The sequence below is a fragment of the Faecalibacterium sp. An77 genome, from assembly GCF_002161315.1.
In the GTDB taxonomy this organism is placed as follows: domain Bacteria; phylum Bacillota; class Clostridia; order Oscillospirales; family Ruminococcaceae; genus Faecalibacterium.
In genome coordinates this window covers 26812-40192 of sequence record NZ_NFHK01000016.1, presented here as the reverse complement: position 1 = coordinate 40192, position 13381 = coordinate 26812, and the positions used below count along the sequence as shown (strand labels likewise).

Sequence of the window (13381 nt, the reverse complement as noted above, 5' to 3'; positions counted from 1 at the left end):
GTTTTAGTTTACATCAACGATATCCGTCACTATCATTAAATACTCTTGACTGTATCGACCTGCTTCAAAAGAAATATCTTTTGGCGCTTGTTTTATCAGCATTGGAATCTGCTGCAGGTCTATCACTTCACAATATTGGCCATCTGTAAAAACAACATAAGAAACCTGCTCTTTATATGCATCCAGAAAATGCAGCATGGCAACATCCTCCTGTAGCTGGTAGAAATAGACAAACTTTCCCCCACGCATTGTTTTGAAAAGCGGGCCAACGTATTCCACTAAAAAGATGCCAATATTTTTCGCCCCTCTATATTTTTCCAACGAGTGGATATGGTGTTCCCAATTTTTACGAAAAGACGATTGGAACATCTCATAGCTATACTCTGGCGGAATCATTTCATATGATATAGTGCTGATTGTATTTTGGATTGGGAGCGGAGACTGTTCCAGCTCCTGACGCAAATTCTCCTGAATACAGTCCATCTCTCGGTGAAACTCCGCTTGCGTTTGTTTATGACAGGAGCCTTTTTTATTTTCTTTTGATGCTGTGATCTGAAAATGTTCGATAAAACCATCTTCAAACACAAAATCCGGGAATTTGCTCGCCTCCAAATTTGGTTTTGCACGCTTAAGTATCGCTGCAATTTTTCGCTTATCGTGGCAGAAAAAGCGGGTCTCAGGCCCATACAAATGCTCTCTTACCCAAGCAAGGCATCGGCTTTCCTGTTCGCCTCTCATCCCTCGATCTCTCCGATGATCTTTGCAATCTCATCCCGCAGCACCTGCTCCCGGGCCACGATCTGTTCAATCTCGGCGTTGAGCTTAACGATGTCGATGACCTCCCGGGTATCCTCCGGCTGCACATAGGTGCTGACCGACAGGTTGTATTCATTCTGGGCGATCTCCTCGTAGGGAACACAGCGGGCAAAATGGTCCACATCTGCCCGGGAGACGAACTCGTCCACGATGTGGCGGATGTTCTCCTCGGTCAGCTTGTTGTTATTGGTCACCTTGATGCACTCAGACGAAGCGTCAATGAAAAGGGTGCGGTTGTCCGCCTTGCTCTTTTTCAGCACCATGATGCAGGTGGCAATGGAGGTGCCGTAGAACAGGTTGCTGGGCAGCTGGATGATGCAGTCAATGAAGTTGTTGTCGATCAGGTACTGGCGGATTTTCTTTTCCGCACCGCCACGGTACATGATGCCGGGGAAACAGACAATGGCGGCCGTGCCATTGGTGGCCAGCCAGGCCAGGGAATGCATGATGAACGCCAAATCCGCCTTGGACTTGGGTGCAAGGACGCCGGCTGGCGAGAATCGTGGGTCGTTGATCAAAACCGGGTTGTCGTCCCCCTCCCACTTGATGGAGTAGGGAGGATTGGAGACAATGACCTCAAAGGGTTCATCGTCCCAGTGCTGGGGGTTGACAAGGGTGTCCTCGTGAGCGATATCAAACTTATCGTAGTCGATATCATGCAGGAACATATTGATCCGGCAGAGGTTGTAGGTGGTCAGGTTGATTTCCTGGCCGAAAAAGCCCTGGCGGACGTTGTCCTTGCCAAGAATTTTGGCTGCCTTCAGCAGCAGTGACCCTGAACCGCAGGCAGGGTCATAGACCTTATTGACCTCGGTTTTGCCTGCAACTGCCATCCGGGTAAGCAGTTCAGAAACCTCCTGCGGTGTAAAAAATTCACCGCCGCTTTTACCAGCATTGGATGCGTACATACCCATCAGGTACTCGTAGGCATCGCCGAAAGCGTCAATGGAGTTGTCCTTGTAATCCCCCAGCTTCATATCCGCAATGCCGTTCATCAGCTTAACAAGATTGGCATTTCGTTTGGCCACGGTAGCGCCCAGCTTGTTGCTATTCACATCAATATCATCGAACAGACCTGCAAAGTTGTCCTCACTGGGACTGCCTTTGGCCGATTCCTCAATATGGCGGAAGGCTGCCTCCAGGGTCATGTTCAGGTTTTCATCTTTTCCTGCCCGTGCTCTCACATTGCAGAACAACTCCGAAGGAACAATGAAAAATCCTTTTGTGTTAATCATGTCCTTGCGGGCCTGCTCAGCATCCTCATCCGACAGCTGCGTATAATCGAATCCGTCGTCGCCTGCCTCCCATTCTCCCTCGTTGATATAGTTGGTCAGGTTCTCAGAAATATAGCGGTAAAACATCATGCCTAGTACATAGGCCTTAAAATCCCAACCGTCCACACTACCCCGTAGTTCATCGGCAATGGCCCAGATGGCGCGGTGCAGTTCATCCCGTTCTTGTTCCTTCTTCATATCGACCATTTTTTATAATCTCCTTCGTTGATCTCCATCTGCATCATCCATGTTCGATCCCAAAAATCCTCAAACTGCAAACCACTCTCCATTACTCACAGGTCGGGGAAACGCACATCATTTTTACGTTGTGTACAGCTGTGTACACAACGTTTTCCTCTTGCCCTTTCGCCCGTACGCTCCGTGCCCCATCAAACCAGCGGGAGTGCCGGTAATGTCTCCCAAAAATGGCGCCATGCAAATGGATACTCCTTTTTTGAATAGAATAACGCAGTATCTATACTATAAAGCGGACTTTTGTGCATAAATGGGCAGATGGTTTTTTCTTTATTATACACAACCGAGCAGAGTACTTCAATTCCGACAACCCTTTTCCTGGGCAGAAGGGTTCTTTCATAGACCAGGCTATCTCTATATCGCCCCTCAAAAGGTGTACTGTCAGTACCCCTAAAACGCCAAAAAGGGGTACTCCCAGTCACTCCCCCAACATCAGAAACTGTGGTATCCTATTTACAAACTCCTGTCAGGGTTGTCTACGAGACAACCTAAGGCTCTCTACGAGACACTCCCGGAACCCCAAAAAACATGGTATCCTAATCATAGCATCCTCCTTCAACCGCCCAGGTGGTACTGAGAGACACGGTAACCGGTACTACGAGACACTCCCATCAAGGCAAATTCCCTGGTAAACTTGAATCAAACTCTCAGAACCTTGAAAAGTGAATATGCAGCCCTTTGGTACTTCCAGATCATGATACTTCCGTAACGCGCGGCCCGGCCATAGAGAAGGCGGGGCGGCTGAAAAGCCGATGGAGCGGTGCAAATCCGCCGCCAAAGGGTTCCCACTCTCAGGGATGCCGGGGGCAAATATGAGAGAAGCATCCCATCGGGGCTGTATAGGCCCTGTAGACCATTCCGCTTCCGGTTAAACGATAAGCCGCAAATGTGAAAGGAGGCCGTTCTATGTTGAAAAAATTAAAAATCGACCACGAGTTTCAGAGCAAGATACCGCCCTTGACCTTCCATGAACGCAACCAGCTCGAAACCAACATCCTGGAGGAAGGCCGCATCCTGCACCCCTTGATCGTCTGGAACGGCATCATCGTGGACGGTCACACCCGCTACGCTATTTTAAGGCAACACCCCGAAATCCAATACACCATTCTGGAAAAGGACTTTGCAAACCGCCATGAGGCAATCATCTGGATCTGCAAAAATCAACTGGGCCGCCGCAACCTGACGCCAGAGCAGCGCAATTATGTCCTGGGCAAACAGTATGAGGCCGAAAAACTCTCCCGCGGCGGCGCACACCCGCGCAGCGTTGCCCCGCCGTCAGAAGCACCAATTGCTCAAAATGAACAATTGAAAGGGACCGGCAGCGCCACTTGCGACCGCATCGCAGCGGAGTATGGCGTGAGCAGAAGCACGGTGCTCCGTGCAGAAACCTTTGCCAAAAGCGTGGACGTTGCAGAGGAGGCTGTTCCCGGAACGCGGCAGGCCATCCTCTCCGGCAAGCTCAAAACCACCGACAAAGCCATTTCTGCCATTGCCAAGGCTCCGCAGGAGGAACGGCCTGCTCTGGTCCAGCAGCTTTATCAGCCAAAACCGGACAAGCCCATGCGCCGAACTCCCAAAGGTGCCGCGGCCGCCCAGTACAAGGCCATCGAAGAAATATCCGCCAAGATGGAACAGCCGGCCGGCCCCCTTGAACAAAGCGATATTCTGGCCGAGTTGGAAGATGCCCTTCGCCTCATGATATCCCGCTGGAACACCTGTCTGGCGCACAACCCGGATCATCGTTCTGCCTGCCAAGCAGGCATCCGCCGCCTGGCCGAATAGGGGGTCCATTACCTCCAGACCATGGCACAAGATGACGCCGGGCCGTCATATCAGACAGGCATTCCGCAATAAATTGCAACAAACAGACATACCAGGAGGTGACCCGGTGAGGAAAACGCCCCCCATCAAAATCATTGTACACTATCCCCAGACCCAGCAGGGCAAACAGGAGCTGGCGCAGCGCCTGGCCGATGTTCACGCCGATGCCGTGGTCTCAACCATCAACAAGCTGGACTGCCCGCTTAAACAAAAGTTGGATCTGCTGCAAGCCGTAATCGACACCGCCAGGGGAACCTATCAGCCCAAAAAGTCTGCCGAAGCAGAACGTTAAAACCATGCGTCCCGGAGAGAAAACTCTTCGGGACAATTCCATAAATACGCAAATAAATCAAATCCAAAGAGCAAAGTTGTTGCTTTATTGGTGTCCAATGGATATAATAAGTGCAGAGGTGATATCCATGAGCATCCAGGAGCGCAAGGCACGCATCCTCATCAACAAGGCGGGCGGGAACGCCGGACCCGAGGGAAGGAATTACCGGGTTGCCCTACCTGCGGCGTGGGTCAAACAGCTGGGCATCACCAGCGCTGACCGGGAGGTGCTTTTGCAGTTTGACGGCGAGAGCATCACCATCCGTCGGGCCGCGGCCGCCGACTATGACCGTTTTCTGGCGCAGGCACGCAAGCGCGGGCATGACCTTTTGATCTTATATTTTTACGACGGGGACACCCTCTGCACCAAGATCTGCGCCGACCAGACAAGTCGGCAGCTCGCTGTCGAAAACCTGACAGACGATCCGCTTGCCACTGCCTTTGGCGTCAACAGCTCTCCCACCTGGGAGGACTTGCGTATCTTTTTGGAGAGCCGCTGCGTCCCGCGCCAGCGTGACGGGTTGTCTCATTACCTGACGGAACTAGGGTTGGACCACTACGACCCGCTGGAGATCATCCGCAAGACGGCAGGGCGGATGGCGGAGGATTACTTCTGGATCAAGATTTTGGAGGGCTGATGATGTCGATCAAGCTGACCACCGGGGACCGCATCGCGGAGACCTCGTCGAAGGGCAATCAGGAAAAATGGCGGGAAAAGGGCCGCTGGTACAAGCTGGACCTGTTCGGGTACGAGGGGCTGGCCGAGACAGTCATTTCCACCCTGCTGAGGCAGACCAATGTGGAGACGCTGGGGTTCCGGTACGTCTCCTACCGGATGGAGCGGCTGGAGGTCCACCGACGGGTCCGCAACGGCTGTTCCAGCCCGGACTTTTTGCAGCCAGAAGAAAGCATCCTGACCCTTGCCGATCTCTTTCGCAAGGGAGTCGGCCCCGACTGGTACACCGCGCTGACCCGCCAGCCCAACCTCACCGGCAAGGTGCGCTGGATGGCCGAACAGACCGTCCGGCTCACCGGCCTGCAGAGGTTTGGCGTCTATTTGACCCTGTTGTTCGAAGCGGACATGCTGTTCGGCAACGAGGACCGGCACCTCAACAACATCGCTGTCCTCCGCCGGGGCGAGGGATTCGACTACTGTCCTCTCTTTGATTTCGGGGCCGGGCTGCTCTCCAACATCCGGGATTATCCACTGGACATCGACCCCAAAGCCCACATCCGGCTGCTGCGGGCCCGCCCGCTAGGTACTACTTTCACACGGCAGGTCCATGCGGCACAGTCCCTTTACGGCCCGCAGTTTGCATGGCATGTTACCTCCGTCGATCTTCAAAACGCTTTGGCCGAGCCCCTGACGTTCTACGCCCAGCGGGACGCTGCTTATATCGCCGAGCGGGCGGCTGTTTGTATCGAAATGCAGCAGAAAAAGATGAAGAAATAAGATTTACTGCCCGGACAGAAAATTGAGACGAAACCTCTCCTACAGTTTTTCATTTTCCGTTTACACGGTTGTTACTTTGTGTTATACTAAAATCAAGAATATCACTTATCGGGAAAGGAGCCTTTATGCAAAAGACCCCCAACAAGGATGTCATTGCCATCTATTCCCGCAAGTCCCGATTTACCGGCAAGGGCGAGAGCGTGGGCAACCAAGTGGAGCTGTGCCGCAGCTATATCCGCAGCGCCTATGGCGACAGCTGCGCCGCCAGCGCCGTGGTCTATGAGGATGAGGGCTTCTCGGGCGGCAACCTCAACCGGCCCGGCTTCAAACAGATGATGAAGGCCGCCCGGCAGCGGCAGTTCCGGGCGGTGGTGGTCTATCGGCTGGACCGAATCAGCCGCAACATCAGCGACTTCTCGGGGCTGATCGAGGAACTCAACCGCCTCAGCATCGACTTTGTTTCGATTCGAGAGAGCTTCGACACCTCCAGCCCTATGGGCCGGGCCATGATGTACATTGCCTCGGTGTTCAGCCAGCTGGAGCGGGAGACCATCGCCGAGCGCATCCGGGACAATATGCACGAGCTGGCCAAGACCGGCCGCTGGCTGGGAGGCACCACCCCCACCGGCTACACCTCCGAAGCGGTCAAGACGGTGACGGTGGACGGCAAAAGCAAACGGGCCTGCAAGCTCAAACTGATCCCCGAAGAAGCCGACATCGTCCGCACCATCTACCAGCTGTACAGCGAGACCGATTCCCTCACCATGACCGAGGCGGAACTGCTGCGCCGCCGCATCCTGACCAAGACCGGGCGCTACTTCACTCGCTTTTCCATCAAGACCATTCTGCAAAATCCGGTCTATCTCATCGCCGACCAGGATGCCTGGCAATATTTCACGGACAGGCAGGCGGAATTGTTCTCCCGTCCCGAAGAATTTGACAGGGTACACGGCATCCTGGCCTACAACCGCACCGACCAGGAAAAAGGCCGGGCTACCATCTATCTGCCGGTCAACCAGTGGATCGTTTCGGTGGGGCAGCATCCGGGGCTTATCCCCGGTAAGACCTGGGTGCACATCCAGGAGTCCCTGGAGCGCAACAAGTCCAAGGCCTACCGCAAACCCCGCAACAATGAAGCTCTGCTCACCGGGCTGCTCTGGTGTGCCTGCGGCAACCGGATGTACCCCAAGCTCTCCAAGCGCCTCACCCCCGAGGGCAAACCGGTCTACACCTACGTCTGCAAATTAAAGGAGCACAGCCAGCGTGCTCTGTGCAACCGGCGGAACGCCAGCGGCAACCTGCTGGACGCCGCGGTGATCGAGCAGGTCAAGCATCTGGCCGATGATGACAGCACCCTTATCCAGCAACTGGAAAGGAGCAAGCGTTTTTACACCGGCGGCCGCGACGCCTACGCCAGCCAGCTGGAAGATTTACGGGGCCAACAGGCCGAGATAGAACACAAGATCAACGCGCTCATCGACTCGCTGGCCGACTTTGCCCACAGCGACGCGGCGGTCCATGTCAAAAAGCGGATTGAAGAACTGCACGCACAGCAGGCCAGCCTGGACACCCGCATTTCCGAGCTGGAAGGGCTGACCAGCCAGCACGAGCTCAGCAGCGCCGAGTTCGACATAATGCGCCAGCTCCTGGTCACCTTCCAGAGCAGCATCGATAACATGAGTGTCGAGCAGAAACGTACCGCCATCCGCACAGTGGTGCGCAAGGTGATTTGGGATGGAGAATATGCCCATCTCATCCTGTTCGGCGCAGTGGAGGATCAGCCCGACGCCCCTGTCCTCTCGGGCGGCGATGCCACCGATGAGGACCCGGCTTCCCTGAAAGCCTTTGCAGATATCGAGTACGAGGAAAGCGACGCGGAAACCCAGTCTGACTCTGCCGCTAAAACCTCTTGGGGAGAGGATAGCAAATGCTATCCTCACCAAACAGCGCATTGAAAATCCGCGCGTTTCTCGCCAGCAACCGGCATGAAACGGCGGACTTTTCTCCTGGTCTATCTTAAAAACCACCCCGAGGGTCTGCGCGCTTTTCTCATCGGTTTGGGTTAGCAGCTTGATTTGGGCGGTGGCCTTCGGTAGAATAAGAAAAAACAAATGCAGCGCCGCCCCGCCGGGCGCGGCGGGAAAGGCGGCCCCTATGGCCAGAAAAAACACCTACAACACCAAAGGCAAAATCATTGAAGCGGCCTGGGATCTGTTCTACCGCCAGGGATACGATGACACCACCGTGGAAGAAATCATCGCCGCATCGGGTACTTCCCGCGGGTCGTTCTACCATTATTTCGAGGGGAAGGATGCCCTGCTGTCCTCCCTGTCCTACCTCTTCGACCACAAGTATGAGGAACTTTCCTCCACCCTGAACCCTGAAATGAACCGGTTTGACCAGCTGATGTACCTCAACCGGGAGCTGTTCGCGATGGTGGAAAACTCCATCTCACTGGATCTGCTGGCCCGGCTCTACTCCTCCCAGCTGGTCACCCGGGGGGGACAAGCATCTTCTGGATCACAACCGCATTTATTACAAACTGCTCCGGAAGATCGTGATGGAGGGCCAGCAGCGGGGAGAATTGCGGGAGGATGTGACGGTCAGCGAGATGGTGCGGGTCTACGCGCTGTGCGAGCGGGCGCTGATCTATGACTGGTGTTTGTCCGAAGGCGGTTACTCTCTTCAGCAGTATGGGCGGACCATGATGCCGCTGTTTCTCGGGGGATTCCGAAAAACGAGAAATAATTCAGCAGAATGTGCAAATTATAAAAATAAAAAATGTACAGCATTTTTTAACGATAAATTGTTTAAAATCCAAAAAGTGCAGAATAGTGTATAGAATAAATTCTATGCACCGTTCTGCATTTTATTCTTTTTCGCTCCGTGCTATAATAAACGTATTGTTCCGCCGGCACAGCAGACCAGGAGGCCGGCTCCGGCGGCGAACGAGGGAACGAAAGGGGTATATAACTATGGCACAGGGATTCATTCTGCTGGCCATCGTCCTCTACCTGGGCGGAATGCTCTGGGTGGGCGTGGCCTATTCCAAGAAAAACAACTCGGTGGACGACTTCTACCTCGGCGGGCGGAAGCTGGGGCCGCTGGTCACCGCCATGAGCGCCGAGGCCAGCGATATGTCCTCCTGGCTGCTGATGGGCTTGCCGGGGGTCGCCTACCTCACCGGCCTGGCCGAGGCCAGCTGGACGGCCATCGGCCTGGTGATCGGCACCTACCTGAACTGGCTGATCGTGGCCCGGCGAATCCGCCGCTATTCCTACAAGCTGGGCGCCATCACGGTGCCCCAGTTCTTCTCCAAGCGCTGGGGGGACCGCGGATATCTGCTCTCGGCCCTGGCCGCGTTGATTATCATCATCTTCTTCATCCCCTACACTGCTTCCGGCTTTGCCGCCTGCGGCAAGCTCTTCTCCACCCTGTTCGGGGTAGACTATCTGGCCGCCATGCTGGTTTCGGCTGGCGTCATTGTGGCCTATACGGTTCTGGGCGGCTTCCTGGCGGCTTCCTTCACCGATCTGATCCAATCCATCATCATGACCATTGCCCTGGTGGTGGTGCTGGGCTTCGGGACCACCCAGGCGGGCGGCATCTCCGCCGTCATGGAAAACGCCCAGTCCATGGCGGGTTATCTTTCGCTGGATCGGATCTACGACCCTGCCACCGGCGGCTCCAACCCTTATACGCTGCTGACCATCTGCTCTCTGCTGGCCTGGGGCCTGGGTTACTTCGGAATGCCCCACATCCTGCTCCGGTTTATGGCCATCGAAGATGAGAAAAAACTCAAACTCTCCCGGCAGGTAGCCTCCTCCTGGGTAGTCATCTCGATGACAATGGCCATCGTCATCGGCGTGGTCGGCAACGGCATGACCCACGCCGGGGTGATGGAGTCTCTGCCGGACTCCGAGACCATCATCGTCCATATTGCGCAGCTGATCAGCCATTATGGAGCCCTGCCCGCCCTGGCGGCCGGCATCATCCTGGCTGGTATCCTGGCGGCAACCATGTCCACCGCCGACTCCCAGCTGCTGGCGGCTTCTTCCTCTGTTTCTCAGGACATTGGCTGCGACTTCCTCAAACTGGATCTCACCGGCCGGAAAGGCATGGCCGTGGCCCGGGTCGTGATGATTCTGGTCTCCCTGGTGGCAGCGTTCCTGGCGCGGGACCCCAACAGCTCGGTCTTCCGGGTGGTGTCCTTCGCTTGGGCCGGTTTTGGCTCAACCTTTGGCCCCACCATGCTGCTGGCCCTGTTCTGGAAGCGCTCGAACAAATGGGGCGCGCTGGCCGGTATGCTGACCGGCGGCGTGATGGTCTTTGTCTGGAAGTTCCTGATCGCTCCTATGGGCGGCGCCTGGGCCATCTATGAACTGCTGCCTGCGTTTCTCTGCGCCTGCGCAGCGATTGTGGTGGTTTCTCTGCTGACTCCCGCACCGGAACAGGAGATCGTCGAGCAATTCGAAAACTATAACCGATAAACATACAGAAAACATCGATTGCGGCAAAATACCGCCCGGAAGAGCCTGTTCTTCCGGGCGGTATTCTTTTCCCTTCTATTCTGCCGGGAAAGCGGCGCAGTTTGCCCCGTCCTCTTACAGATATCCCTTCCCCTTGGCCTTTGGGCAGACGCCGGGGAAACGATTGCTGCGCACTGTATCAATAACCGATTGCAGCAGCTCCAGCTTTTGCTTCACCAGTCAACCAGCGTTTGGATGGTGACTGCCACAAAATCAGCATGAACCTCCGCCATCATTATTGATACATTTTTCATGGCATTTTTAGGCGAAATGCCCCTAGACAAAATGTAAGGCATATAATTAAATTGCACTATATAGATCTCTCGGTGGTGAGATATTCATTCGCCGTTAAAAGCCCCTAAAACGTTTTTAAACACCCGGTGAGGAAAAAACATGAGCAGCAAAATCACAGGAAAAGAATATCCTCTTCTTAAAATTTTCAGTTCGGACTTTGAGTATCACATTCCCGAATATCAGCGTCCCTATGCATGGACGTCCGACGAGACGGGAAAGCTGTTCGACGATCTGTACGATTTTTACCTGTCTGAGTCTGGGGATAATTATTTCTTAGGAACTGTTGTCCTTGTCAAAGAGGATAACAACCCTCGTGCAGATGTTATTGATGGGCAGCAGCGGTTGACAACCCTCTCCATTCTTTTTTCTGTTCTGGCCGAAACACTAACCGCCCCCGATGCAGTCAAAGGGTGCAAGGATTTGCTACAAGAGCCCGGGCAATTATTGGCAGGGATCCCGCCCCATCCCCGGCTTTACCTGCGCCACCTGGATCAAGCCTTTTTTAATCGCTATATCCAAGCTACAGATATTCCGTCCTTATTGGCACTTGATCCTTCTACTTTAAGCACCGAAGCGCAGCAGCACATCCAGCAAAACTGTTCTATCTTAAAGGAACGATTTGCGGATACCTTCGGCGGAGCGCAAGATAAGCTCCTCGACTTCAGTGCTTTTCTATTAAATCGCTGCTTCCTTGTTGTGGTCAGCACCGACAGTCAGGATTCCGCTTTCCGTATTTTTTCGGTTATGAACAGTCGGGGGCTGGACTTGCTCCCCATTGATATCATCAAATCAGAAGTTATTGGCAAAATCCCAAAAACCGAACAAACAAGCTACACCGACCGCTGGGAAGCTCTCGAAAACCTGGTAGGACGGGACGGATTTAACCAAGTATTTACGCATACCCGCACCATCTTTGCGCAGGAACGCCCCAAAAAGAGCCTGCTGGACGAATTCCGCGAGTTTGTTGTGAATCGGACCACCCCCAAGGGCCTGATCGACGATATTCTTACCCCCTACACCAAAGCATACTTTGCCGCAAAAAACGCCCAGTATTCTTCTGTTTCCCATGCAGCAGAGGTCAACAACCTGCTATATTGGCTGAACAAAATCGAAAATTACGACTGGATGCCTTCGGCTATTAAATTCCTTGCGGAGCATCCAAATGATCCGGACTATACCCTATGGTTTTTCCAAAAGCTGGAACGGCTAGCCGCTTATCTGCTCGTGACCGCCCAGGATGTCAACCACCGCGTCGACCGCTATAAATGGGTGCTTGCCGAGATGTCCGGCAACTCTTCCCGCAATCTTTCCAGCCCGCTGCAAACCATTGAATTGACGGCAGCTGAGCAAAGACGCTTTATTGAATGCCTGGACGGAAACATTTATGCCATGACATCCCGCAGGCGGAATTACATCGTCCAGAGATTGGATTCCTTTTTGGCTGCTGGCGGCGCACAATATGATGCCAAAATTTTCACCATCGAGCATGTACTGCCGCAGAACCCCGCCCCCAACAGCGAGTGGCTTCAGCTTTGGCCTGATGCCGCGGAGCGGGCGCTCTGGCTTAATCGAATTGCGAATCTTGTACCGCTGACCCGCCAACATAATGCAGCAGCCCAAAACTATGATTTTGCCACGAAAAAACAGAGCTACTTTCAAACCAAAGGCGGCGTCACATCCTACGCACTCACCACACAGGTAATCAATTGTACTTCCTGGACGCCGGATCTTGTCAAACAGCGCCAAAAGGATTTGCTCAGCCTTTTCTGTTCCAAGTGGGAGTTGTCCGCTTCCCTTCCCGATGCACCCGATGTCGTGTTTCATCTGGCGATCCGCGACAGCAACGCCACGGGTGTTGCCGGCTCAGGTACTGACTTTATCGTTAAGGCTGGCAGCCGTATCTCTGCGGATACAACCCCCAGCTGCCATTCAACCTATCTTGCTATGCGCAACGACCTGATCCAGCAGGGTGTCATTGTAAACAGAATTTTCACCCGCGATCACACCTTCGACAGTGTATCTGCCGCCGCAGTGGTGGTTGGCGGGCGTTCCGCCAACGGCCGCAAAGAATGGGCAACCCTGGATGGTCAACCCTATGGAAAAATCATCGGACGCTAACCTCTGGTTAGCGCCTTGGCCGCCGAGGAATTGGTTCCCCGGCGGTTTTCTTTTGCGGTTCGGCGGGTGCCCTTTTCTGTCCAAAATAGCTGAAAAAGCCCCGTCGGATTTAGGTGCACTGCAATCTCTTATGCTACGCAGCCGCATATAACAGATGGTGAAAGGAGTTTGCAATGCAGAAGAATCCAAACCAGGAAGTCATTCGGTATTCTCTCCCTTTTGGGGTCAGAGACTGATAAAATGGACGGCGCAAAAGGCCCGGAATCCTTTGAAGCGGCGGATTTCCAGGACACGGATAAACTACTGTTCCCTGCCCCGCCTATGCCGCAAAAATGCTATCCTCACGCAGGGGCGCGAAAAACCGGGAAGTCTCTCAAAGGAGAAACTTCCCGGTTTTGTGTTTCGGTCTGTGTTCTTTTTGACGCCAGCGTGCGTTGGAAACTCTGCCTATCGGACTGTGCCTGTCCTACCCGACAAGCTATCAGGGACAC

General features: G+C 54.1%; 10 protein-coding genes. 8 read left to right on the top strand and 2 right to left on the bottom strand.

What is annotated here, in order from left to right; all coding sequences use genetic code 11:
* Window positions 1–3 precede the first annotated feature (3 nt).
* Entirely contained in the window at window positions 4–738 is a 735-nt protein-coding gene (locus B5G28_RS07380; RefSeq protein ID WP_087247401.1) for a hypothetical protein, read from the bottom strand.
* On the bottom strand, window positions 735–2297 hold the full coding sequence (locus tag B5G28_RS07375) for a type I restriction-modification system subunit M (RefSeq protein ID WP_087247399.1): 1563 nt from the start codon (window positions 2295–2297) through the stop codon (window positions 735–737). The genes B5G28_RS07380 and B5G28_RS07375 overlap by 4 nt, the downstream gene beginning before the upstream one ends.
* A 954-nt stretch (window positions 2298–3251) precedes the next feature.
* On the opposite strand from B5G28_RS07375, the gene B5G28_RS07370 reads away from it, so the two are divergent.
* From B5G28_RS07370 to B5G28_RS07335, 8 genes are all read left to right on the top strand, one after another.
* Window positions 3252–4127, top strand: coding sequence for a hypothetical protein (locus B5G28_RS07370; protein ID WP_087247397.1), 876 nt, complete (start codon window positions 3252–3254; stop codon window positions 4125–4127).
* A gap of 106 nt (window positions 4128–4233) precedes the next feature.
* Window positions 4234–4458, top strand: a complete 225-nt coding sequence (locus tag B5G28_RS07365) for a hypothetical protein (RefSeq protein WP_087247395.1) — start codon at window positions 4234–4236, stop codon at window positions 4456–4458.
* Between the two features lie 127 nt (window positions 4459–4585).
* Window positions 4586–5134 carry an AbrB/MazE/SpoVT family DNA-binding domain-containing protein gene (locus B5G28_RS14815; RefSeq protein WP_087247393.1) on the top strand — a complete coding sequence of 183 codons (549 nt, stop codon included), beginning with the start codon at window positions 4586–4588 and terminating at the stop codon, window positions 5132–5134.
* Window positions 5134–5949, top strand: a complete 816-nt coding sequence (locus B5G28_RS07355; RefSeq protein ID WP_144265498.1) for a hypothetical protein — start codon at window positions 5134–5136, stop codon at window positions 5947–5949. The genes B5G28_RS14815 and B5G28_RS07355 overlap by 1 nt, the downstream gene beginning before the upstream one ends.
* A 125-nt stretch (window positions 5950–6074) precedes the next feature.
* Window positions 6075–7904, top strand: a complete 1830-nt coding sequence (locus B5G28_RS07350; protein WP_087247389.1) for a recombinase family protein — start codon at window positions 6075–6077, stop codon at window positions 7902–7904.
* A gap of 199 nt (window positions 7905–8103) precedes the next feature.
* Window positions 8104–8604, top strand: coding sequence for a helix-turn-helix domain-containing protein (locus B5G28_RS07345; protein WP_343214628.1), 501 nt, complete (start codon window positions 8104–8106; stop codon window positions 8602–8604).
* Between the two features lie 320 nt (window positions 8605–8924).
* Entirely contained in the window at window positions 8925–10439 is a 1515-nt protein-coding gene (locus B5G28_RS07340; protein ID WP_087247387.1) for a sodium/proline symporter, read from the top strand.
* A 432-nt stretch (window positions 10440–10871) separates the two neighbouring features.
* Window positions 10872–12890, top strand: coding sequence for a DUF4357 domain-containing protein (locus tag B5G28_RS07335; RefSeq protein ID WP_087247385.1), 2019 nt, complete (start codon window positions 10872–10874; stop codon window positions 12888–12890).
* Window positions 12891–13381: the final 491 nt, after the last annotated feature.

Coding starts and splice junctions, on each gene's coding strand:
- B5G28_RS07370 (WP_087247397.1), top strand. CDS start 3,252: ATGTTGAAAAAATTAAAAATCGACCACGAGTTTCAGAGCAAGATACCG.
- B5G28_RS07340 (WP_087247387.1), top strand. CDS start 8,925: ATGGCACAGGGATTCATTCTGCTGGCCATCGTCCTCTACCTGGGCGGA.
- B5G28_RS07335 (WP_087247385.1), top strand. CDS start 10,872: ATGAGCAGCAAAATCACAGGAAAAGAATATCCTCTTCTTAAAATTTTC.
- B5G28_RS07350 (WP_087247389.1), top strand. CDS start 6,075: ATGCAAAAGACCCCCAACAAGGATGTCATTGCCATCTATTCCCGCAAG.
- B5G28_RS07345 (WP_343214628.1), top strand. CDS start 8,104: ATGGCCAGAAAAAACACCTACAACACCAAAGGCAAAATCATTGAAGCG.
- B5G28_RS07380 (WP_087247401.1), bottom strand. CDS start 738: ATGAGAGGCGAACAGGAAAGCCGATGCCTTGCTTGGGTAAGAGAGCAT.
- B5G28_RS07375 (WP_087247399.1), bottom strand. CDS start 2,297: ATGGTCGATATGAAGAAGGAACAAGAACGGGATGAACTGCACCGCGCC.
- B5G28_RS07355 (WP_144265498.1), top strand. CDS start 5,134: ATGATGTCGATCAAGCTGACCACCGGGGACCGCATCGCGGAGACCTCG.
- B5G28_RS14815 (WP_087247393.1), top strand. CDS start 4,586: ATGAGCATCCAGGAGCGCAAGGCACGCATCCTCATCAACAAGGCGGGC.